The sequence below is a fragment of the Xanthomarina gelatinilytica genome, assembly GCF_000348685.1.
Lineage (GTDB): Bacteria > Bacteroidota > Bacteroidia > Flavobacteriales > Flavobacteriaceae > Xanthomarina > Xanthomarina gelatinilytica.
The window spans coordinates 811,411-833,842 of sequence record NZ_ANLA01000004.1; the positions used below are offsets into that span (position 1 = coordinate 811,411).

The 22,432-nt window shown below is 34.4% G+C and carries 21 protein-coding genes; 19 read left to right on the plus strand and 2 right to left on the minus strand.

Features of this window, described 5'->3' with window-relative positions; genetic code table 11:
- The 3 genes from metF to D778_RS04295 are packed head-to-tail and all read left to right on the plus strand — an operon-like array spanning position 1 to position 2,834.
- On the plus strand, positions 1-957 hold the full coding sequence (metF, locus tag D778_RS04285; RefSeq protein WP_007648015.1) for a methylenetetrahydrofolate reductase [NAD(P)H]: 957 nt from the start codon (positions 1-3) through the stop codon (positions 955-957).
- Between the two features lie 34 nt (positions 958-991).
- Positions 992-2,083, plus strand: a complete 1,092-nt coding sequence (locus D778_RS04290; RefSeq protein ID WP_040491365.1) for an acyloxyacyl hydrolase — start codon at positions 992-994, stop codon at positions 2,081-2,083.
- A 4-nt stretch (positions 2,084-2,087) separates the two neighbouring features.
- Positions 2,088-2,834 carry a head GIN domain-containing protein gene (locus D778_RS04295; RefSeq protein WP_007648017.1) on the plus strand — a complete coding sequence of 249 codons (747 nt, stop codon included), beginning with the start codon at positions 2,088-2,090 and terminating at the stop codon, positions 2,832-2,834.
- A 141-nt stretch (positions 2,835-2,975) separates the two neighbouring features.
- On the opposite strand, the gene gldA is transcribed toward D778_RS04295, so the two are convergent.
- Positions 2,976-3,869: a gliding motility-associated ABC transporter ATP-binding subunit GldA gene (gene gldA / locus D778_RS04300; protein WP_007648018.1), complete on the minus strand. Its 894-nt coding sequence runs from the start codon at positions 3,867-3,869 to the stop codon at positions 2,976-2,978.
- Between the two features lie 365 nt (positions 3,870-4,234).
- On the opposite strand from gldA, the gene D778_RS04305 reads away from it, so the two are divergent.
- From D778_RS04305 to rlmN, 12 genes are all read left to right on the plus strand, one after another.
- Positions 4,235-5,062: a prephenate dehydratase gene (locus D778_RS04305; protein WP_007648019.1), complete on the plus strand. Its 828-nt coding sequence runs from the start codon at positions 4,235-4,237 to the stop codon at positions 5,060-5,062.
- On the plus strand, positions 5,059-6,201 hold the full coding sequence (locus D778_RS04310) for a pyridoxal phosphate-dependent aminotransferase (protein ID WP_007648020.1): 1,143 nt from the start codon (positions 5,059-5,061) through the stop codon (positions 6,199-6,201). The genes D778_RS04305 and D778_RS04310 overlap by 4 nt, the downstream gene beginning before the upstream one ends.
- 94 nt (positions 6,202-6,295) lie before the next feature.
- A complete protein-coding gene (locus D778_RS04315; protein ID WP_007648021.1) occupies positions 6,296-7,147 on the plus strand; it encodes a prephenate dehydrogenase in 852 nt (283 codons plus the stop codon).
- An 89-nt stretch (positions 7,148-7,236) separates the two neighbouring features.
- On the plus strand, positions 7,237-8,319 hold the full coding sequence (locus D778_RS04320; protein WP_007648022.1) for a bifunctional 3-deoxy-7-phosphoheptulonate synthase/chorismate mutase type II: 1,083 nt from the start codon (positions 7,237-7,239) through the stop codon (positions 8,317-8,319).
- Between the two features lie 114 nt (positions 8,320-8,433).
- Entirely contained in the window at positions 8,434-9,387 is a 954-nt protein-coding gene (rsgA, locus tag D778_RS04325; protein ID WP_007648023.1) for a ribosome small subunit-dependent GTPase A, read from the plus strand.
- 3 nt (positions 9,388-9,390) lie between these two features.
- Positions 9,391-9,843, plus strand: coding sequence for a D-aminoacyl-tRNA deacylase (dtd, locus tag D778_RS04330; protein ID WP_007648024.1), 453 nt, complete (start codon positions 9,391-9,393; stop codon positions 9,841-9,843).
- 75 nt (positions 9,844-9,918) lie between these two features.
- Positions 9,919-11,820: a DUF3857 domain-containing protein gene (locus D778_RS04335; protein WP_040491368.1), complete on the plus strand. Its 1,902-nt coding sequence runs from the start codon at positions 9,919-9,921 to the stop codon at positions 11,818-11,820.
- Positions 11,821-11,823: 3 nt separating this feature from the next.
- On the plus strand, positions 11,824-13,848 hold the full coding sequence (locus tag D778_RS04340) for a transglutaminase domain-containing protein (RefSeq protein WP_007648026.1): 2,025 nt from the start codon (positions 11,824-11,826) through the stop codon (positions 13,846-13,848).
- 2 nt (positions 13,849-13,850) lie between these two features.
- The gene (locus D778_RS04345; RefSeq protein WP_007648027.1) at positions 13,851-14,177 is read left to right on the plus strand and encodes a nucleotide pyrophosphohydrolase; all 327 of its coding nucleotides are present in this window, start codon (positions 13,851-13,853) and stop codon (positions 14,175-14,177) included.
- Positions 14,178-14,210: 33 nt separating this feature from the next.
- On the plus strand, positions 14,211-15,440 hold the full coding sequence (gene aroA / locus D778_RS04350; RefSeq protein WP_007648028.1) for a 3-phosphoshikimate 1-carboxyvinyltransferase: 1,230 nt from the start codon (positions 14,211-14,213) through the stop codon (positions 15,438-15,440).
- Positions 15,441-15,543: 103 nt separating this feature from the next.
- On the plus strand, positions 15,544-16,593 hold the full coding sequence (gene queA, locus D778_RS04355; RefSeq protein ID WP_007648029.1) for a tRNA preQ1(34) S-adenosylmethionine ribosyltransferase-isomerase QueA: 1,050 nt from the start codon (positions 15,544-15,546) through the stop codon (positions 16,591-16,593).
- 126 nt (positions 16,594-16,719) lie between these two features.
- The gene (gene rlmN, locus D778_RS04360; RefSeq protein ID WP_007648030.1) at positions 16,720-17,760 is read left to right on the plus strand and encodes a dual-specificity RNA methyltransferase RlmN; all 1,041 of its coding nucleotides are present in this window, start codon (positions 16,720-16,722) and stop codon (positions 17,758-17,760) included.
- A 111-nt stretch (positions 17,761-17,871) separates the two neighbouring features.
- Here the strand turns inward: rlmN and D778_RS04365 are convergent, their stop codons facing one another.
- Positions 17,872-18,699 carry a T9SS-dependent choice-of-anchor J family protein gene (locus tag D778_RS04365; RefSeq protein ID WP_007648031.1) on the minus strand — a complete coding sequence of 276 codons (828 nt, stop codon included), beginning with the start codon at positions 18,697-18,699 and terminating at the stop codon, positions 17,872-17,874.
- 153 nt (positions 18,700-18,852) lie between these two features.
- On the opposite strand from D778_RS04365, the gene D778_RS04370 reads away from it, so the two are divergent.
- The 4 genes from D778_RS04370 (at position 18,853) to D778_RS04385 (ending at position 22,333) form a co-directional block, all read left to right on the plus strand.
- Complete coding sequence (locus D778_RS04370; RefSeq protein WP_007648033.1) at positions 18,853-19,830, plus strand: polyprenyl synthetase family protein; 978 nt, start codon at positions 18,853-18,855, stop codon at positions 19,828-19,830.
- Positions 19,831-19,939: 109 nt separating this feature from the next.
- A complete protein-coding gene (locus D778_RS04375) occupies positions 19,940-20,503 on the plus strand; it encodes an RNA polymerase sigma factor (protein ID WP_007648035.1) in 564 nt (187 codons plus the stop codon).
- Positions 20,490-21,218 carry a hypothetical protein gene (locus D778_RS04380; protein ID WP_007648037.1) on the plus strand — a complete coding sequence of 243 codons (729 nt, stop codon included), beginning with the start codon at positions 20,490-20,492 and terminating at the stop codon, positions 21,216-21,218. The genes D778_RS04375 and D778_RS04380 overlap by 14 nt, the downstream gene beginning before the upstream one ends.
- 32 nt (positions 21,219-21,250) lie before the next feature.
- Positions 21,251-22,333: a hypothetical protein gene (locus D778_RS04385; protein WP_007648039.1), complete on the plus strand. Its 1,083-nt coding sequence runs from the start codon at positions 21,251-21,253 to the stop codon at positions 22,331-22,333.
- Positions 22,334-22,432 lie beyond the last annotated feature (99 nt).

The window sequence follows — 22,432 nt, forward strand, 5'->3', positions numbered from 1 at the left end:
ATGAAAGTAACAGAGCACATAAAAAACGCCAATGGAAACACCTTGTTTTCATTCGAGATTTTACCTCCTTTAAAAGGACAAAACGTGCAATCCATATTCGATAATATCGATCCGTTAATGGAATTTAAACCACCATTTATTGATGTGACCTATCATCGTGAAGAATATGTGTATAAAGAGCTCGAGAATGGTTTGCTGCAAAAAAAGGTGGTTAAAAAAAGACCTGGAACGGTTGGAATTTGTGCAGCCATTCAAAATAAATATCGTGTAGATGCCATTCCGCATATTTTGTGTGGTGGATTTACAAAAGAAGATACCGAAAACTTTTTGATAGATTTAGACTTTTTGGGGATTGACAATGTCATGGCCTTACGTGGTGATGCCGTAAAAACCGAAACCTATTTTAAAGCTGAAAAAGAAGGGCATCATTATGCAAGTGAATTGGTGACCCAAATTTCAGATTTGAACAAAGGCACCTATTTGGATGAAGACCTGCTTAATTCATCTTGTACAAATTTCTGCGTTGGCGTTGCAGCTTATCCAGAAAAGCACATGGAAGCTCCAAGTTTGGATAGCGACATCCATTTCTTAAAAAAGAAAATAAAAAATGGTGCCCAATACATTGTAACCCAAATGTTTTTTGATAATAATAGGTACTTTGAATTTGTTGAAAAATGTAGAAGAGAAAGCATCACAGTTCCAATAGTTCCAGGGTTGAAACCCATAGCAACCAAAAAACAACTTAATTTAATTCCTCATCGTTTTCATGTGGATTTACCTGAAGACTTAATTTTAGAGGTTGTGAAATGTCAAAACAATGAACAGGTAAGACAATTGGGCATTGAGTGGTGTGTCCAGCAATCCAAAGAACTACAAAAAGCAGGAATTCCTGTGCTTCATTACTATTCCATGGGAAAAAGTGACAATATAAAAGCCATAGCATCGCAGGTATTTTAAATATTCTGCTATTTTTGCTTCACAAATAATATAAATGAGGCTATTACTAACCTGCTTGATGTGTCTGTGTTTTGCATTTGGTTTTTCGCAAGAGAAGCAAAGCAAATCCTATTTTGATATTAATTATTTTACTGGCAACATTGCCTTGCACAATAATGATATTCTTCATTTAATACAAGGACATCCAGAGGGTGTTATCCTGAGTTGGAACAAAAAAACCTTTGGGGAAAAGGATTGGGAACAACGCTATGGCTATCCAGATTGGGGCCTGTCTTTTGCATATCAAGATTTAAAAAACAATGTTTTGGGCAACAATTATTCCCTTTATGCCCATTATAATTTTTATTTTTTAAAACGGAATTTAATGTTGCGTATAGGTCAAGGCTTGGCTTATAATACAAATCCTTACGATAAAGAGGATAACCATAAAAACGTGGCTTTTGGTTCTACCATTTTAAGTGCCACTTATTTAATTCTAAATTACAAAAAAGAACGTTTGTTTGATAGGTTTGGCGTGCAAGCCGGTTTTTCACTTTTACATTATTCCAATGCCAATGTAAAAGCGCCAAATACCAGTGTAAACACCATTGCCTTCAATGTAGGCGTTACATATAATTTAGATGAAACAGACCCAGATTTTATTGAAACGCTTACCAAAGAAAAATTCACGCAACCCATAAAATACAATGTGGTTTTTAGAAGTGGTATCAATGAAAGTGATGTGATAGGAAGTGGGCAATTTCCATTTTATATCCTCTCGGCTTATGCCGATAAGCGTTTGTCGCATAAAAGTGCTGTGCAGTTAGGGACAGATGTGTTCTTCTCTATGTTTTTAAAAGAACTGATTTACTATAAATCCGTTGCCTTTCCTGAAGAACATGTTTCGGGAGATGAAGATTACAAGCGTGTGGGTGTGTTTGCTGGTCACGAATTGTTCATCAATAAAATGTCTTTGGTCACACAATTTGGTTATTATGTGTATTATCCATTTGATTTTGAAGGGAGAACCTACTTAAGAATAGGGGTAAAACGTTATTTTGGTGAAAAAATATTTGGTGCCATTACTTTAAAGTCTCATGGAGCCAAAGCCGAAGCTGTTGAGTTTGGAGTAGGAATTAGATTGTAAATAAATGAAAAAAATACTGTACCTATTTGTTTTTACTTGTTTTCTTGCTTGCGATAGCGAGGATGCGAACGATTGTTTTCAAAAAACCGGAAACATCATTCAAAAGGAAGTGGTTGTGGACGATTTTGAAAAAATTCTAATTAACCGAAACATAGAACTCATACTTAAAGAAGCACCAGAAACCCATGTTTTAATTGAAACAGGAGAAAACTTAATGAATGATGTAGAGGTGGTAGTTGTAGATAATCAATTGCGATTAACAGATAACAATACATGTAATTTTGTACGGGATTACGAGCCAACTAAAATTTATGTTTCGGCTCCAAATATTACCGATATAAGAAGTTCCACACAGTTCGACATATCTTCCGATGGCGTTTTGAATTATACAGATTTAAGATTGTTTTCAGAAGATTTTAATTCTGAAGGTGCTTTCACTATGGGAGATTTTAGATTGCGTGTCAATACAAACATGTTGAGAATCACTTCAAATAATCTGTCTTCTTTTTACATTTCTGGAGATACCAACAAACTGCATATAGGTTTTTATTCTGGAGCTGGACGTTTTGAAGGAGCTCAGTTAATCGCTCAAGAAGTAAATGTGTCCCATAGAGGGAGTAACGACATAATTGTAAACCCACAACTTTCTTTAGAAGGGGAATTACGTGGTACAGGAGATGTAATTTCCAAAAACCAGCCACCAATTGTTGATGTGGAACAATTATACACAGGAGAACTTATTTTTGATTAAGTTGAAAAAAAAATCATTGACTGCTTAGAGGTAATCAAACCCCAAAAACAAAATTGCAATAGCTTAGGCTCCAATCAGTACTGTTGGTCAAACATTAAAGTTTTAGACCTTTACAACTTTGCGTCTTTGCTAGAAAAAAACTTACTTCGTCAACTCCCGAAACAAGTTTTCCAAACTCATGTTTTTCTGATTCAACTGCAAAATTTTCAACTGATTGTCATGTGCAAAATCAAACACATGGGAACGCATGTCTTCTGTAGTGGAAAAGGTGATTTCATAAATAAAGTCGTGCGTATTTACAACCTGTTTTACTTTTGGCAAGTTCAATAAAAAGGCATCTTCAACCCTGTAATCAAATTCCACAACCACTATTTGTTCCTGACCTTCACGAAGTTCTTTTAATTTCTTATCGGCTACAATTTCACCTTTGTTAATAATAATCACTCGATCGCACATGGCTTCAACTTCTTGCATGATGTGTGTGGAAAGAAAAACAGTTTTTTCTTTTCCAATACTTTTAATCAGGTTCCTAATGTCTACCAATTGGTTTGGGTCCAATCCAGTGGTAGGTTCATCTAAAATCAGCACATCTGGATTGTGCAAAAGCGCATTGGCAAAACCTACCCGTTGTCTGTAGCCTTTAGAGAGCTGGCCTATTTTTTTGTGACTTTCAGGTGTTAAACCAGTAAGCTGTATCACTTCTTCTATACGTTCTTTGGTTACGCCATAAACTTGAGCGTTAAAGGCTAAATATTCCCTTACATACTGTTCCAAATACAACGGATTGTGTTCCGGCAAATACCCTACACTTTGCTGTACCTTCTGTTGGTTGGTATTTACATCAAAGTTGTTCACTTTAGCTTGTCCTTCAGAAGCCTCAATATAAGTGGTTAGAATTTTCATCATGGTCGATTTTCCTGCGCCATTGGGACCTAAAAAACCAACAATTTCTGGCTTGTTCACCTTAAAGGATATGTTGTTCAACGCCCTTTGAGAACCGTAAATTTTTGAGATGTTTGCAACTTCTATAGACATAAAACGCTTAGATTTTTTGTAAAAATAACTAATTCGTAAACGATTTCAATTAAAAAAAAGTCTTTCCATTTTGTTTTTTCAAATTATTGCTTACATTAGCTGCCGCATTATGAAACAGTCAAGCTAAAGAGCTTAACATCCAAAGGAATGATTATAAAGCTGTTTCAAGTGGCAAATTTTAGCCGTAAAATAAGCACATGAAAACAACTACGCATTTTACATATTATAACTGGTATTATTTCTTTTTTAGCAGAAGAAACGAGACCCTATATATGTATATGTAAAGATTAATAATATATGTTAAAAAGTCTCGATATAAATCGGGACTTTTTTTTTGCGAAAAAATTAAAATAAAAAACATAGGTTTGATAAAAACAGTTGCCATACAGGGAGTCAAAGGGTCTTTTCATCATATTGTATCTCAGCAATATTTTGAAAATCAAGTAACTGTAAAAGAGTGTTTAACTTTCGATGAGGCTGTGCAAAGTCTCATTTTAGACCAAACAGATGCTGTAGTTATGGCTTTGGAAAACTCGATTGCAGGATCTATTATTCCAAATTATGCTTTAATTGATAACCATAATTTACACATAGTTGGCGAACATTATTTAGATGTACAACATCATTTAATGGCTTTGCCAAATCAGGATATCAACGATATTGTTGAAGTTTATTCACATCCTATGGCTTTGTTGCAATGCAAGGAATTCTTTAAAAAACACCCGCACATTAAACTGGTTGAAGATAAAGATACAGCTGAAGTGGCACAGCGTATTCAAAGTAAAAACATCAAAGGGGTTGCGGCCATAGCAAGTAAATTGGCTTCAGAACTATTTAACTTGAACATTCTTGCCGAAAGCATTCAAACCATAAAACATAACGAAACACGCTTTGTAATTGTTAAAAAAGAAAATCATGAAATCTCAGAAGAAGAAATCAACAAAGCATCTATAAAATTCGAATTAGAACATAAAAGAGGCAGTTTGGCAGCCATGTTGAATGTAATGAGCGATTGTAAATTGAACTTAACCAAAATACAATCTTTACCAAAAATGGAAACACCATGGAAATACGCTTTTTTTATTGATGTGACATTTGATGTGTATGAAGATTATAAAAAAGCAATTTCCATTATGGAAATCATGACTGAAGATTTTAAAATATTAGGAGAATATAAAAAAGCAAAACCATGATTGAAGCTGCAAAAAGATTGCAAAGCATTGAAGAATACTACTTTTCGAAAAAACTTCGGGAAGTTAGGCTGTTGGAAGCCAATGGCAAACCAATCATTAATTTGGGCATTGGAAGCCCAGACCTTCAACCACCACAGAGTGTCATTACAGCCTTGGGCAAAAGTTTTGAAGCCATACAGGCAAACCAATATCAAAGCTATCAAGGTTTGCCGGAACTTCGCGAAGCCATTGTCTCTTTTTATAGAGACCAGTTTCAGGTGTATTTAAGCCCAACTACTGAAGTCTTGCCATTAATGGGAAGCAAAGAGGGCATTATGCACATTTCCATGGCTTTTTTAAATCATGGAGATCAAGTGCTTATTCCAAATCCAGGATATCCAACCTATGCTTCTGTAACAAAATTACTTGGTGCAAAGCCAGTATTTTACAATTTAAACGAAACAAATAATTGGATGCCAGATTTGGAAGTATTAGAAAGTCAAGACTTATCCAAGGTAAAAATGATGTGGGTGAATTATCCTCATATGCCAACAGGAGCCATTGCGACCGAAGCTTTTTTTACAAGATTGATTGCCTTTGCGAAACGGCATCGTATTTTAATTGTGAATGATAATCCGTATGGTTTTATTTTAAACGATTCCCCTAAAAGTATCTTGAGTATTCCAGGAGCAAAAGACGTTTGTTTGGAGCTGAACTCTTTAAGTAAAACCTTTAATATGTCTGGTTGGAGAGTTGGGATGGTTTTAGGGAAATCAGACTACATCAATCATGTTTTAAAAGTAAAAAGCAATATGGATTCTGGCATGTTTTACGGTATTCAAAAAGGAGCCATAGAAGCCTTAAGGTGCTCCAAATTATGGTATGCCAGTTTAAATCAAGTTTATCGGGAAAGACGAAAACTCATCTGGCAGCTGGCAGATAGCTTAAACTGCAGGTATGATAAAAAAGCAACTGGATTGTTTGTTTGGGCAAAAGTTCCAGACTTGTTTACATCAGAGGAGTTTATTGATTTATTGTTAAAAGAAAAAAACATTTTTATAGCTCCAGGGACTGTTTTTGGAAGCCAAGGAGAAGGCTATGTTAGGTTTTCACTTTGTGCAACCACAGATGTTATTGAAGAAGCCATTGCGAGGCTATAAATATCCTGCATGGTTGTAATCCCCAAGCGTCGGGACTTGCAGGTTTAAATTACAAATCTTCCATAAGTGAAGATGTCTTTAAAAGACAAAAAATATGAGAAACATATACATAATAGGAGTTGGTTTAATTGGAGGTAGCATTGCCAAAGATGTTAAAAAATTGAATCCAGGGATTTCAATTCATGGAATTGATGCAAACGAAACCCATTTACAAGAAGCATTAACTTTAAAACTAATTGATAAAAAAGCAAATTTCGAAGATTTAAAACATGCTGATTTGGTGATTGTTTCCATTCCTGTAGATGCAACAGAAACCTTGTTGCCACATATTTTGGATGTTGTTTCAGAGGATACCTTGGTAATAGATTCCGGTTCCACCAAAGCAAGCATTTGCAAAGCAGTAGCGAAACATCCAAAAAGGAGAAATTTTTTAGCCACACACCCTATTGCAGGAACTGAATTTTCGGGACCAAAAGCTGCTGTGGAAGGTTTGTTCATGAACAAAACAAACATCATTTGCGAAATAGAAAAAACAGCTTTTAAATTGCAAGAGCGCGCTTTAACCATTTTCAAGATTATGGGAATGAACATGCGTTATATGAATCCGGAAGCCCATGACAAACACATAGCTTATGTATCGCATTTATCCCATATAAGTGCTTTTATGTTAGGGAAAACAGTTATTGAGAAAGAAAAAAACGAACGTGATATTTTCGATTTGGCAGGAAGTGGCTTTGCTTCAACAGTAAGATTGGCGAAAAGTTCACCACATATGTGGACACCCATTTTCAAACAAAATAAAGTTAATGTTATTGAAACTTTAGATGAGTATATAAACAATCTTGTTAAATTTAAGGAGTTTATGCAAACCGATAATTTTGATGCCATTTTTAAGGATATGGAAAACACAAACCATATAAAAGACATATTAAACGGAATAAAATAAGTAAGCACTAAGCAAATTCCCAAACATCAAAAAAGCCGGAATTGTATAGATAAGTTTGGAATTTGTTTTATGGAATTTTAAAAAGTATTATGGAAAACAAAAAAGAATTAAGACACTGGTTAAATGCCTTCGGGTTAGAGCATCCATTGGTTATTGCAGGACCTTGTAGCGCAGAGACTGAAGAACAGGTTTTAAATATAGCCCATCAATTGAAGGATAGTGATACAACAGTTTTAAGAGCAGGAATCTGGAAACCAAGAACACGACCTGGAAATTTTGAAGGAGTAGGAGCCTTGGGCTTAAAGTGGTTGCAAAAAGCCAAAGAAGAAACAGGCTTGTTAACAGCCACAGAAGTTGCCAATGCCACTCATGTGGATTTGGCGCTGCAACATGATGTAGATGTGTTGTGGATTGGTGCCAGAACAACGGTCAGTCCGTTTATAGTTCAGGAAATTGCAGAAGCTTTAAAAGGAACCGACAAAATAGTGTTGGTGAAAAACCCTGTAAATCCAGATTTGGCTTTGTGGTTGGGAGCTGTAGAGCGTTTTTACGCCTCAGGAATCAATAATCTGGGAGTGATCCACAGAGGTTTTTCAACCTATGAAAAAACCAGGTATAGAAACAATCCAGAATGGCAATTACCAATCGATTTACAAAACAGGTTTCCAGACTTGCCACTTATTTTAGATCCTTCGCATATAGCTGGACGTAGGGATATTATTTTCGATTTATGCCAAACGGCTCTCGATTTGAATTATGATGGCTTAATGATAGAAACACATCACCAACCTGATAAGGCTTGGAGTGATGCGTCCCAGCAAATCACACCAAACACGCTTATTCAGTACACAAAAGATTTACGTATAAGAAAAGAGATAGGTGAAGCTGCAGAATTTAAAAACAAAATAAACACCTTAAGAACGCAAATAGATGTTATAGACCATCAATTTATTGAAATGTTAGGAAAACGCATGAAGATTGCCGATGATATAGGAGCTTTAAAAAAAGCACATAATGTGGCCGTTTTACAAACCAAACGTTGGAACGAGATACTTGGTAAAATGATTCTTCAAGGAGAAGAGAAAAACTTAAGCGAAGAATTTATTTTAAGGCTTTTCAAAGCCATACACCAGGAGTCCATCAATCATCAGGAAAAGATTATTAACAAATAAAAGTGTTTTCCCACCATTAAGGTTTCTAAAACCTCAATGGTCTTGAGTCATCCTGAAAGGTCTTTTATCAACGATAAGTTTTACATTATTAATTAATATTGCATCTTTGTAATAATGACAGGAATTGTATATAAATCTACAGGAAGTTGGTACACTGTTAAAACAGATTTTGGTGCCACTTATCAATGCCGAATCAAAGGAAAGTTCAGGATACAAGGCATTAAAAGCACCAATCCCATAGCTGTTGGAGATCGTGTGGATTTTGATTTGGATACAACCAATAACGAAGAAACCGTTGGTATTGTGACCCATATTCACGATAGAAAGAATTATATTGTTAGAAAATCGGTTAATTTATCAAAGCAAACACACATTATTGCATCAAACATCGATCAAGTGTTTTTATTGATTACCATTGATAATCCACCAACATTTACAAGTTTTATCGATCGGTTTTTGGTTACAGCAGAAGCCTATTCCATTAAAACCATTTTACTGTTCAATAAAATAGACACCTATCAAGAAGAGACCCTTAATGAAGTTAGGTATTTAGCTCATATATATAGGCAAATAGGTTATGAATGTATTGGAATTTCGGCTGCTACTGGTAAAAATATCGATAAGGTTAAGGCCTTAATGCAAGATAAGGTAAGCATGTTTGCTGGTCATTCTGGAGTTGGAAAATCTACCTTAATAAACACTATTGAGCCAGAATTGGACTTGAAAACAAAAGCCATTTCCAATCAGCATATGCAAGGACAGCACACCACGACTTTCGCTGAAATGTTTGATTTAAGTTTTGGAGCTAAAATTATTGATACACCTGGAATTAAAGGTTTTGGGGTTGTAGATATGGATAAGGCTGAGGTAGGCGATTATTTTCCTGAGTTTTTTAAACTCAAACAGGAATGCAAATTTCATAATTGTATTCATGTGGACGAACCAAAATGTGCTGTAAAAGAAGCCTTGGATAAAGATGAGATAGCCTATTCCAGATATAGAAGTTACATTCAAATTCTGGAAGGTGAAGATGAACATTATAGAACGGATAGTTGGGATAAAGAATAAGGTATGAAAGCTGTAATTCAAAGAGTTTCAAAAGCCTGTGTTACTATTAATGCTAAACAGGTTGCCAATATAAACAAGGGCTTGTTGGTATTATTGGGTATTATTGAAGATGATACTCAGGAAGACATTTCATGGTTGTCCAATAAAATTGCTAACCTCAGGATTTTTAACGACAAGAATGGTGTGATGAATCAATCATTGCAAGAGGTTGATGGGGAAGTCATAGTTGTAAGTCAGTTTACACTTCATGCAAGTACAAAAAAAGGCAATAGACCCAGTTATATAAAAGCAGCCAAGCCAGATACAGCAATACCAATCTACGAAAACTTTGTAAAACAATTGGAGTCAGACTTAGGGAAGAGTGTACAGACAGGTGAGTTTGGTGCAGATATGAAAGTGGAACTTTTAAACGATGGACCAGTAACCATAATCATTGATACTAAAAATAAAGAATAAATCAATTAATTTTATTGAAAGCTTTGTTTTTTGAAAAATAAGTCTATTTTTGAAACAGAGAAATAAAGTGCCTACATGATAAGAATTATACTTTTAGTTCTCTCCTCACTAATTTATACACAAATAACAGCACAGGATGATAATTTATTTAATGTAAATACCATCCCTTTAGAGCTTAGAATAAAATCGAATGCAGTTGTTAGGTCTGATTATACACATATAAACGTTATTGACTATGATAAATTCGTGTTTACTAATAAACGTATCATCACAGTTCTTAATAAAGAAGGAGATTATAAAATTGGTGCATTTCAACATTACGATGATAACATAAAAATCCAAGATCTTGAAGTGCGAATTTATAATTCACTTGGAAAAGAAATCAAAAAGATTAAAAAGAACGAGTTTAAAGACGTAAGTGCAGTACCTGGTGGTACGTTGTATTCAGACAGTCGTGTAAAGTATTTAGAATATACCCCAATTAATTATCCTTATACCGTCCTCTTTGAGACAGAAGTTGTTTACAATTCCACAGCTTTTATACCAAGTTGGAGACCAATAGAAGGATTTTATATAAGTACCGAAAATGCTGAATATAAAATCTCAAATTCTTCTGATATATCCGTAAAAGTTAAAACTTCAAATTTTAAAGATTATAACATCAAAAGGCTTAGTGATTATCATTTTATAGCCAAAAACTTAAAATCAATAGAGCCAGAGTCATTCAGTCCAGATTTTAGTACTTATGCACCTTTTTTAAAAGCAGCTTTAACTAAATTTGAAATGGAAGGCGTTAAAGGCGTTAATAACAATTGGGTGGATTTTGGATTATGGATGAACAACAACTTGATAAACGGAACTCAAGAACTACCTCAAAATGTAAAAAACACCATTAAACAACTTACTGCAACTGTTAATACAGATATGGAAAAAGCTAAAATTGTTTATGAGTATATGCAGAATAAAACACGCTATGTAAGTGTGCAAGTTGGAATAGGTGGGTGGAAACCAATGGATGCTGAAGACGTAGATAAGTTAGCTTATGGCGATTGTAAGGCCTTAACCAATTATACACAAGCCTTATTAAAAGAAGTTGGTGTGGCTTCTTATTACACCATTATTTATGGAGATGATAAACTTATTGATATAGATAAAGATTTTTCGGCAACTCAAGGGAATCACGCTATTTTATGCTTGCCTAATAATAACGATTATATCTGGCTGGAATGTACTAGTCAAACCAATCCGTTTGGGTATACTGCAAATTTTACCGATGATAGAGATGCTTTAATAATTACACCAGAAGGAGGTAAAATTGTACGTACAAAGGTATATGCCACTGAAGAAAATATTCAAAAGATAGATGCTGAAGTTTTTTTAGATGAAAACGGAGCTATTCTAGCAGATGTTAACATTCAATCTAAAGGAGCGCAATATGGTGATCATGAAGGCATACAAAACAAAACAATAAAAGAACAGGAATTATATTACAAAAATAATTTTTGGAAAGATTTAAATAATCTTGAAATTCTAAAAATGGCTTTCAGTAACGATAAAGACAGTATTGTTTTTACAGAAGACATCAAAGTTAAAATTCCTAATTATACCTCTAAGGCAGGTAGCAGATTCTTATTTCAGCCTAATGTGTTTAATAAAATAACCATGGTGCCTCCAAGGTATAAAAACAGAAAATTACCTTTTGTAATAGAAAGGGGATTTACAGATCTTGACACCTATAGGATTAAGCTTTCTAACAACTTACATGTGGAAGCTAAGAACGAGCCTGTATCAATTCAAAACAAGTTTGGCTCATATAATTTAAACATCACAACCTCCAATAATGTTATAAACTATAGGCGTGAATTAATACTTAATAAAGGTTCTTATTCTAAAGAAGATTACCATGAGTTTAGAGAGTTCCTCTTAAGTATTAAAAAACACGATAACTCTAAAATCGTACTAAACACCAAAACTTAACCTATGAAATATTTATTATTATTCATATTTGTATTTGCGTTGAAAATCGCAACTGCCCAAGATTATAAATTTGGAAAAGTAAGCAAAGGGGAACTTCAGGAAACATCAGATCCTACAGATTCAGAAGCCAATGCAACCGTTTTATATAGAAGTCAAGAAATTAAATTCGAATATATAGAAAGCAAAGGCTTTGTTCAGAAAAATGAGATTCATGAACGAATAAAAATCTATAATAAAGAAGGTTTTGACCAGGCAACCAAATCCATTAAACTTTATAATGAATCTAATGAATTAAAAGAAAGTTTAACAGGATTTAAAGCATATACATATAACTTAGAAGGGAATAAAATAATAGATGATAAATTAAAAAGCGATGGTATTTTTGAAGAAGAAACTAATAGATATTGGTTATATACTAAATTCACCATGCCAAATATTAAAGAAGGTTGTGTTATTGAATATAAATATACAATTGAATCAGAACTAATTAGAATAGATGATATTGAGTTTCAACAAGAAATTCCAATTAGAAAATTAGATTTTAAAATGTCAACACCAGAGTTTTATAACTATGCCAAATATCCAAATGTTAAGGCAGCTTACTACCCTAAATTAAATGAAACTTATAAAGAAACTACGGTTTTTCTGTCTGGTGAAATGCAAACAAAAATATCTCATAATCCAACAAGAGGAACTCGTTCAGATTTTAGTAAAAATGAATGGAAGTATAGAGAAAATATAACAACTGCTAATTTAGTTAACATTCCAGCTATAAAAAACGAAACTCATGTGTCTAATATTGATAATTATAGAGCCATCATGAAAATGGATTTAAGTTCCATTCATTATCCAGATCAAGTGAGACGTAATTTTACAACCAATTGGGAAAAAGTAACAAAAACAATTTATGAAAGTAATGATTTTGGAGAGCAATTAAAAAAATCAGGTTATTTTAGTGATGATTTAAGTTCTGCCATTGCAGGCGCAACAAACCCAATAGAACAAACCTATAATATTTTCAATTTTGTAAAAACCAAAGTAAAATGGAACGGACTTCATGGGTATTACTCAGATTTAGGCGTAAGGCAAGCTTATAAGCAAGGTGTTGGAAATGTGGCAGATATCAATTTGATTTTAAATGCTATGTTGCGTGAAGCTGGACTAGATGCAAATCCTGTTTTAGTGAGCACAAAAGATAATGGTATTCCAGTATTTCCAACAAGAAGTGGTTTTAATTATGTTATTTGCGCTGTTAAATTAAAAGAAGGTCTGGTACTTTTAGACGCTTCTAGAAATTTCACAAGCCTCAACGTATTACCAGTAAAAGCTTTAAATTGGCAAGGAAGATTAATACGAAAAGATGGTAGTTCAGACTGGATTAATTTATCTGTTCAAGAGCCTTCTAAGGAAATAGTTTCTTTAAATATTAAACTTAATACAGATTTATCAGCAACAGGAAAAGTTAGAAATCAATACACAGACTATAGTGCATTAAAATACAGAAATACCTTTGAAAGTTATTCTAAAGACGATTTGATTAAAGAAATTGAATCTGAAAATGGGTTGTTACAAGTATCTAATATTGAAGTAGAAGATTTGAATATTCCTATAAAACCTGTACTTTTATCTTATGAATATGAACTAAAAGAAGCTTTAGAAGAAATAGGAGGTAGCTACTATTTTTCTCCTTTATTATTTTTAAAAATAAAAGAAACACCTTTTAAGCTTCAAACAAGAAATTACCCAATAGATTTAGATTACCCAACGTCAAGAAAATATATGGTAAACATCATGTTACCTGAAGAATTTCAAGTAGAATCTTTACCAGAAAACCAAAAGTTACAGTATAATAGCACAGAAGGAGAATTTACTTATTTAATTAGAGAGAACGGTTCGATGCTACAAATGATAATTACGTTAGATTTAAATAATACCTTAATTTTACCAGAAAATTATGAGCAATTTAAACAGTTTTTCGAATTATTAGTAAATAAACAAGCTGAGAAAATAGTTCTTAAAAAAGCATAACAATGGATATTAAAAATGCACAGTTGATAGTTGATTCCTGGATTAAAGAGCATGGTGTTCGTTACTTTAACGAATTAACCAACATGGCACAATTAACTGAAGAAGTGGGAGAGGTGGCCAGAATTATAGCCAGGCGTTATGGCGAACAAAGTGAAAAGGAAAGCGATAAAGACAAAGATTTAGGCGAAGAATTGGCAGATGTTGTTTTTGTGGTTCTATGTCTCGCCAACCAAACAGGAATTGACCTCCAAGCAGCTTTTGATAAAAAAATGGATAAAAAAACCAAACGCGATCACGACAGACACCACAACAACAGCAAATTAAAATAACGCAAATTCCTGTGACAGCAGGAGTCTTTTTAAATGAATATCCTACTTCAACAATCAACAATCAACAATCTGCAATCTGAAATCAAAATCACAGGTTCCAAAAGCGAATCCAATAGGTTGTTGTTGTTACAGGCTTTGTACTCCAATATCCAAATAGAGAACTTATCAAATTCCGATGATACTCGTGTCATGTCTCAAGCATTATCGTCTACTTCCAATATTGTGGATGTTCATCATGCTGGTACAGCTATGCGTTTTTTAACAGCCTATTTTGCCTTTCAAAAAGGTCGGGAAGTGGTATTAACCGGATCAGATAGAATGAAGGAAAGACCCATAAAAATACTGGTCGATGCTCTTAGGGAACTTGGTGCAGATATAAGTTATTTGGAAACGGAAGGATTTCCACCTTTAAAAATAAACGGAACAAACCCAACAAAAAATAAAGTGACACTTCAAGCCAATGTAAGCAGTCAATATATCTCTGCTTTATTGTTGATTGCACCTAAATTAGAAAACGGCTTGGAGCTTACTTTAGAGGGAAACATCACGTCTGTTCCTTATATTAAGATGACGCTTAGGCTACTTGAAGATTTAGGAATAGAAACATCTTTTAAGGATCAAACTATCAAGGTCAAGCAACAATCAGCAATCAACAATCAAATAGCAACAGTTGAATCAGATTGGTCATCAGCATCTTATTTTTATAGCATTATTGCTTTAAGCAAAGTGGGAACCAAAATCACTTTGTCATCCTACAAAGCACATTCTCTGCAAGGAGATGCTGTTTTGGCAGACATCTATCTGCAATTTGGAGTAAAAACCACTTTTAAAACCAATAGGCTTGTCCTTCAAAAAGTAGAAAAGCTAAATAACCTTTCCATCATTGAATTAGACTTGTCAAATTCACCAGATATTGCGCAAACCATAACAGTAACATGTTTCGCTTTAGGCTTGGAATGCCTACTAACCGGACTTCATACCTTAAAAATTAAAGAAACAGATAGACTTCTTGCCCTTAAAACCGAAATTGAAAAATTAGGAGGTATGGTAACCATTACAACCAATAGTTTACATTTAAAAGCTTCAAATAATTTAAAAAGTCAGGTTGCCATAGCAACTTATAACGACCATAGAATGGCTATGGCATTTGCTCCGTTGGCGCTTAAAACCTCACTTATAATCAATGATGCCGAAGTAGTCTCTAAGTCTTATCCAGGTTTTTGGAACGATTTAAAAACCATCGGTTTTCAAATATCTCAATAATAATTGGCTAAATACTTGACAACGCCTACTTTCAGATTGTATATTTGCAACCTTTGTAAAAAACAAAACACTTTCATTTTAATTTAAAAATTGATAGAACACAATGAAATTATCACATTTTAATTTTAACCTTCCAGACGAATTATTAGCAGAATATCCAGCCGAAAATAGAGATGAATCCCGTTTAATGGTATTAAACAGGGAAAAGCAAACCATCGAGCATAAGATGTTTAAAGATCTTATTGATTATTTTGATAAGGATGATGTGATGATTCTTAACAACACCAAGGTTTTTCCTGCCAGACTGTTTGGTAACAAGGAAAAAACTGGAGCAAGAATTGAAGTGTTTTTGTTAAGGGAATTAAATGAAGAACAACGTCTTTGGGATGTATTGGTAGATCCAGCAAGAAAAATTAGAATTGGAAACAAATTATATTTTGGAGAAGGCGAATCTTTAGTAGCAGAAGTTATAGACAACACCACTTCCAGAGGTAGAACCTTACGTTTCTTATATGATGGATCTTATAGGGATTTTAGGGTGAAGCTAAGGGAGTTGGGAGAAACACCACTACCTAAATATATAAAAAGAGAGGTGGAACCAGAAGATGAAGAGCGTTACCAAACCATTTTCGCTAAAAACGAAGGAGCTGTTGCAGCTCCAACAGCTGGATTGCATTTTTCCAAACATTTGTTAAAGCGTTTGGAAATTAAAGGTGTAAACCTTGCAGAAGTTACTTTACATGTAGGTTTAGGAACTTTTAATCCAGTTGAGGTGGAAGATTTGTCCAAACACAAAATGGATAGTGAAGAAATAATTATCAACAAAGAAGCAGTAGAAACCATAAACACAGGTATTAAAAACAAAAGACGTGTATGTGCTGTAGGAACCACTGCCATGCGCGCCATAGAAAGCTCTGTGTCTTCCAGTGGTACCTTAAACGAATTTGATGGTTGGTCCAATAAATTTATTTTTCCACCATACGATTTCAGTATAGCCAATAGCATGATTACCAATTTCCATACTCCAAAATCCACACTGTTAATGATGGTATCTGCCTTTGCTGGTCACGATTTTATTAAAAAGGCATACGAAGAAGCCATAAAAGAAAAATATAAATTCTATAGTTATGGTGATGCCATGCTCATTATCTAACTTTACAAATATTCTATTAAAAGGCCTTGTTTTTACAAGGCTTTTTTTTGCTTTACCTAAGATCCTTGAACAAATTAAAAAGAGGAAGTCATCAATCCAAATTCCTTTCATTACTTTTGCAAACACATGGAAACTAAAAAGAAAGACATACGAGCCTTAAGCAAAGAACAATTACGTGATTTCTTTGTAAAAGAAGGAGATCAAGCATTTCGTGGCAATCAGGTTTATGAATGGTTGTGGAATAAAGGAGCTCACACCTTTGAAGATATGACAAATATTTCAAAAGAAACCAGACAAATGCTGGAAGATCATTTTGTCATCAACCACATACATGTGGATACCATGCAAAAAAGTGCTGATGGAACCATAAAAAATGCTGTTCGTTTGCATGATGGTTTAATCGTGGAATCGGTTTTAATTCCAACCAGTACCAGAACAACAGCCTGTGTTTCCAGTCAGGTAGGTTGTAGTTTGGATTGTAGGTTTTGCGCCACTGCCAGACTAAAACGCATGCGAAATTTAAATCCTGATGAAATTTTCGACCAAGTGGTTGCCATAGATAAAGAAAGTAGGTTGTACCACAACAGGCCATTGAGCAATATTGTATTCATGGGAATGGGAGAACCTCTTATGAATTATAACAATGTGCTTAAAGCTATTGATAAAATAACTTCAGATGAAGGTTTGGGCATGTCTCCCAAACGAATTGTCGTGTCCACTTCTGGTGTGCCAAAAATGATAAAAAAAATGGCAGACGATGAAGTGAAGTTTAAATTAGCCGTTTCACTTCATTCGGCTATTGACGAAGTGAGGTCCTCCATCATGCCTTTTAATGAAAATTTTCCATTGGCCGATTTACGGGAAGCTTTGGAATATTGGTATGCCAAAACCAAAAATAGAATTACCTACGAATATGTGGTATGGAAGGATATAAACGACAAAAAGAAAGATGTAGATGCCTTAATTGCATTTTGCAAATTTGCACCAAGTAAAGTTAATTTAATAGAATACAATCCTATTGATGATGGCGAGTTTCAACAGGCCAATACACAAGCTATAGACATGTATGTGTCCATGTTGGAAGCCCATAACATTACAGTTACAGTAAGAAGGTCCAGAGGAAAAGATATTGATGCAGCCTGTGGGCAATTGGCAAACAAGGGATAGCATACAGAAACTATTGAAAAGCCATGTGTTGCATTATACGCAGTCTAAATGTCAATAAACCAAAACGGTTGGTTTTTTAACGGAGCTCAAAATGATGATCTTACAACTGGATTAAAAAGCAATTTTCTTTCTAAAAACGCCTTGGGTTTCTGGGTTATAAATTTCAATTATGTAAACACCAGAAGCTAATCCTGTAGCATCTATTTGGTGTGTTTCCAGAGTTGTTTTGCCTTGCAGTAATGTTTGTCCAGTAAGAGATAACAGTTTGTAATTAATTTCGCTGTTAATATTGTAAATGGATATATAATGGTTTACACAACCTATTTGGTAGGTAATAGGTTCCTCATATTCGCCTACATTTAAATTGTTTACAGCTACGGAAACATTGTCAACCAGTAAAACAAATTTATCTGTACTGTTATTTCTCCATGCTATATATACGGTTTGTCCATTGTAAGAAGCAAGGTCGACTGTTCTGTTAACCCAATCAGGATTTTCAGCACTTGTGGAAAATAAAACAGTATCAAAATCGCTATTGATATTGGTTCCCGTTGTGGAAATCCTTACTTCATAACCATCAGGATAAGAAGCGTCCTGGGCTTTTGCATCCCAAACCAGCTCATTATTGGCACTTATGTTAATAGCTGGAGTTATCATCCAATCGTCAGAGGTTTGTAAACTGGTGTACCAAGAACCACTCATGGCTGCTACATCTCCAGCAGGACCACCAAAATTCCCGTTTGCGTCATTCCTATCTATTTCTACCCAAGCATTTGTAATAAACGAAATCCCAGCGTTTATGGTATGTCCATCGTTGTCAATAACAGTCCAACCTGCTAAGCCAGGACCAGAACCATCAAAATTATCCTCAAAAATTATTTGTGAAAAAGAAACATGACAGCCAAAAACCAGAAAAAGTAATAAAATAGATTGCTTCATGGTATTAATTTTTAATTGGTTGCAACAAGTTAAGATACAAAAAATAATATTAACACTGTGGTTATATTGCATGAAGCACCTTAATTTGAAAGTTAGTAGTATTTCACAGGCATTTTTAGTACGTTTGTTATCAATTTTTAGTCATATTTTCTTTTGAAAATTGTAGAACAAATAAAACAGCCTATTGATTATGAGATGGAACTTTTTGAACAAAAGTTTCAACTGTCCATGTCTTCAAAGGTAGCCTTGTTAAACCGAATTACCCATTATATTGTTAACAGAAAAGGTAAGCAAATGCGTCCTATGTTTGTGTTTTTGGTGGCTAAAATGGTTTCCAATGGCGAGATTAGTGAACGCACGTATCGAGGTGCTTCGGTTATAGAGCTTATTCATACAGCCACTTTGGTTCATGACGATGTGGTGGATGAGAGCAACAGACGTCGTGGTTTTTTCTCTATCAATGCCCTTTGGAAAAACAAAATTGCGGTTTTGGTAGGTGATTATTTACTCTCAAAAGGCCTATTGCTATCCATAGACAACAACGATTTCGATTTGCTCAAAATTATTTCCATTGCTGTTAGGGAAATGAGCGAAGGTGAATTGCTTCAAATAGAAAAAGCCAGAAAATTGGATATTACAGAAGCCGTTTATTACGAAATTATACGTCAAAAAACAGCTACGTTAATCGCTGCCTGTTGCAGTCTGGGAGCTGCTTCGGTGAAACCAGGTTCGGAGCATGTGGAACGCATGCGAAAATTTGGCGAACTTATTGGGATGGCTTTCCAAATTAAAGACGATTTGTTTGATTATGGCGAAGAGAAAATAGGCAAACCTACTGGAATCGATATCAAAGAACAAAAAATGACCTTGCCATTGATTTATGTGCTCAACCAAGCAAATAAAAAGGACAAGCGTTGGCTTATAAATTCCATTAAAAACCACAATAGGGATAAAAAAAGGGTCTCCGAAGTTATTGGCTATGTTATAGCCAAAGGTGGTCTGGATTATGCTATCTCCAAAATGAAGGCATTTCAGGAAGAAGCCCTTCAAATACTTCAAGTCTATCCAGATTCTGCATTTAAAAATTCATTGGAGTTGATGGTTAATTATGTGATTGACAGAAAAAAATAAGACATTAACCGTTTCATTTTTAGTATTTTAAAATATTATTTCAAAACTTAGGCAACCTTTTGCATGATTTTTTCGTCTTTATAAATAGAAGCAGTTCAAAACCCTTTTAGTGAAAGTTATACAACTCTACAAAAACGAAACAGTGCTTATTAAAAAAGCCATTAAAAACAATCGTGAAGCACAACACGTGTTGTTTGAGATGCATGCACCTAAAATGTTAAGTATTTGTAGATATTATATAAAGGATCTACAGCATGCCGAAGAAGCCATGCTGAATGGGTTTTACAAGGTTTTTAAACATCTTATGGATTATAAGGCAGAGGGCAGTTTTGAAGGCTGGATCAGACGCATTATGGTTCGGGAATCCATATCGTTTTTAAGGCAAAAAAAACAAATTGTGTTCACTGAAGAAGTGATGGAGGAGGCTCATGGTTCTTCCCTTCAAATAGATGTATCAATGGATGTTGCAGATATCCAACGATTGATAGATGGGTTGCCCGAAGGCTATAGAATGGTTTTTGTCATGTATGCCGTAGAAGGTTACAAACATGCCGAAATAGCAAAACTTTTAAAGATTTCGGAAGGCACCTCCAAATCGCAACTCTTTAAAGCCCGAAAACTGCTTCAGGAACAAATAAACAAACAAAACAACACCCATTATGGCTCCAATTAAATTTGAAGACAGCATTAAGGAAAAGCTTGAAAAAAGAAGGCTAGAGCCATCCACTGAGGCTTGGAATAGACTTTCTGAAAAGCTGGAGACAAATACTGAAAGATCTTCCAAAAAAACGTATGTATGGATAGGAATTGCTGCCAGTCTGGTTGGGATTTTTTTAATGACCTACACGTTTTTTAAAACTTCTGAAGTATCCAATCAAAATCCTGTTTTGGTAGATACAGAAACCCAGGAAATTGAAACCCTTCAGAAAAGTGGTAAAGAGAATCAAGAAAAACAAGTTTTCATGGAACAACCTCATATGGAAGTTGTAGGCACTTCAGAAAATGTGACAAAAACCAATGAAACCAAAAACGAGTCCATAACATATTCAGTGAAAACCACCCAAGTTGCCCAAACAGAAAGTCCGAAAGCGTCACAAAAGATTTTAAAGGATACACTTCATGAACCACTTTCAAGAGAAACAGAAATAGTTCAAACAGAGACACAGGAACATCCAATAAAAACAGAAACAGATGTTGATGCCTTGCTAAAGGAGGCTCAACAGAAGCTTAAACATACTACTACAGAAAAAGACTATGCCATAGATGCGAAAGCTTTACTTCAAGACGTTGAAGCAGATCTGGACGAATCGTTCAGAGCCAAAGTTTTCGAAACATTGATAACAGGTTACAAAAAGGTAAAAACTGCAGTTGCCCAACGTAACCAATAAATATATCATCCATTAAAAAAAAACAAACAATCATGCAAACTCTTACTAAATTAATAGCACTACTTGTGCTTGGTTTTTCCATACAGTTTATTCAGGCACAGGAAACGTCCAATCAAGATAAAATTGCTGCCTTGGAAGCACAGAAAGAACAGGTAGTAACCCAAGAAAAAGAATGGCTTAAAGCCGAGGTTGAAGCAGTTAATGTGCAACTGGACAATAATGAGATCACGCAGGAAGAAGCAGATGGTTTAAAAGCAGATTTTGCGTCCAAACATGCCTTAAATATAGAAAACAGATTGGCTATAATAGATAATAGAATTGCTCTCTTGGAAAGAAATGAACACGTACCTTATGATACAGGAGCCAATTTGGAAGGGTTTATTATAACTGTAGGTAAGGATGAAGATTCCGATACTTACGATTTAAAGAGTATATATATTGGCCCTGAACAAAAAAAAGAACCTAAAAAGTACGACAGACGTACCACCAGTGATTTGGTTTTTGCCATAGGATTTAATAATGCCATTATAGAAGGACAATCCCTAAACGATTCGCCATACAAATTAGGAGGTTCCGGGTTTGTGGAATTGGGTTGGGCTTGGAAGACCAGATTGCTTAAAAACAGTAATGCCATACGTTTAAAATATGGAGTGTCGTTTCAATGGAATAAATTAGATATAAAAGACAATCTCTATTTTCAGGAAGTAGATGATGTGGTATCCTTGGAAGAATTCCCTTTAAACCTGGACAAATCTAAATTTAGGTCAACCAATTTGGTGTTTCCTGTGCATTTAGAATTTGGACCTTCCAAGAAAATAGAACGGGAAAACTATTTTAGGTATTCCACGCACAAGAAATTTAAAATTGGGCTTGGTGGTTATGGAGGATTTGTTATCCAATCGCTTCAAAAACTAAAATACGATGATGAACAAGGCAATTTTCAAAAAGATAAAATTAAAGATTTTAACACCAATAACTTTGTATATGGTTTAAGCTCTTATATTTCTTGGGGACATGTTGGTATTTATGCCAAGTATGATCTATCAACTATTTTTAAAGATCAGGCCATAGACCAAAACAATATTTCATTGGGCTTACGTTTCGACATGGATTAGTTTACGTGGTTAATTTAAGTTAGGCCTTTCTGGTTTTAAAAAAACAGTAAGGCCTTTTTAATTTAATTTAAAAACATTTCGTTTTATTACTTTTACTAT

Excerpts from the sequence above, each read along its gene's own strand:
- D778_RS04340 (WP_007648026.1), top strand. The coding sequence starts at position 11,824 with ATGAAATATTTATTATTATTCATATTTGTATTTGCGTTGAAAATCGCA.
- D778_RS04320 (WP_007648022.1), top strand. The coding sequence starts at position 7,237 with ATGGAAAACAAAAAAGAATTAAGACACTGGTTAAATGCCTTCGGGTTA.
- D778_RS04385 (WP_007648039.1), top strand. The coding sequence starts at position 21,251 with ATGCAAACTCTTACTAAATTAATAGCACTACTTGTGCTTGGTTTTTCC.
- D778_RS04365 (WP_007648031.1), bottom strand. The coding sequence starts at position 18,699 with ATGAAGCAATCTATTTTATTACTTTTTCTGGTTTTTGGCTGTCATGTT.
- aroA (WP_007648028.1), top strand. The coding sequence starts at position 14,211 with ATGAATATCCTACTTCAACAATCAACAATCAACAATCTGCAATCTGAA.
- queA (WP_007648029.1), top strand. The coding sequence starts at position 15,544 with ATGAAATTATCACATTTTAATTTTAACCTTCCAGACGAATTATTAGCA.
- metF (WP_007648015.1), top strand. The coding sequence starts at position 1 with ATGAAAGTAACAGAGCACATAAAAAACGCCAATGGAAACACCTTGTTT.
- dtd (WP_007648024.1), top strand. The coding sequence starts at position 9,391 with ATGAAAGCTGTAATTCAAAGAGTTTCAAAAGCCTGTGTTACTATTAAT.
- gldA (WP_007648018.1), bottom strand. The coding sequence starts at position 3,869 with ATGTCTATAGAAGTTGCAAACATCTCAAAAATTTACGGTTCTCAAAGG.
- D778_RS04315 (WP_007648021.1), top strand. The coding sequence starts at position 6,296 with ATGAGAAACATATACATAATAGGAGTTGGTTTAATTGGAGGTAGCATT.
- D778_RS04345 (WP_007648027.1), top strand. The coding sequence starts at position 13,851 with ATGGATATTAAAAATGCACAGTTGATAGTTGATTCCTGGATTAAAGAG.
- D778_RS04380 (WP_007648037.1), top strand. The coding sequence starts at position 20,490 with ATGGCTCCAATTAAATTTGAAGACAGCATTAAGGAAAAGCTTGAAAAA.
- D778_RS04310 (WP_007648020.1), top strand. The coding sequence starts at position 5,059 with ATGATTGAAGCTGCAAAAAGATTGCAAAGCATTGAAGAATACTACTTT.
- D778_RS04290 (WP_040491365.1), top strand. The coding sequence starts at position 992 with ATGAGGCTATTACTAACCTGCTTGATGTGTCTGTGTTTTGCATTTGGT.
- rsgA (WP_007648023.1), top strand. The coding sequence starts at position 8,434 with ATGACAGGAATTGTATATAAATCTACAGGAAGTTGGTACACTGTTAAA.
- D778_RS04335 (WP_040491368.1), top strand. The coding sequence starts at position 9,919 with ATGATAAGAATTATACTTTTAGTTCTCTCCTCACTAATTTATACACAA.
- D778_RS04295 (WP_007648017.1), top strand. The coding sequence starts at position 2,088 with ATGAAAAAAATACTGTACCTATTTGTTTTTACTTGTTTTCTTGCTTGC.
- rlmN (WP_007648030.1), top strand. The coding sequence starts at position 16,720 with ATGGAAACTAAAAAGAAAGACATACGAGCCTTAAGCAAAGAACAATTA.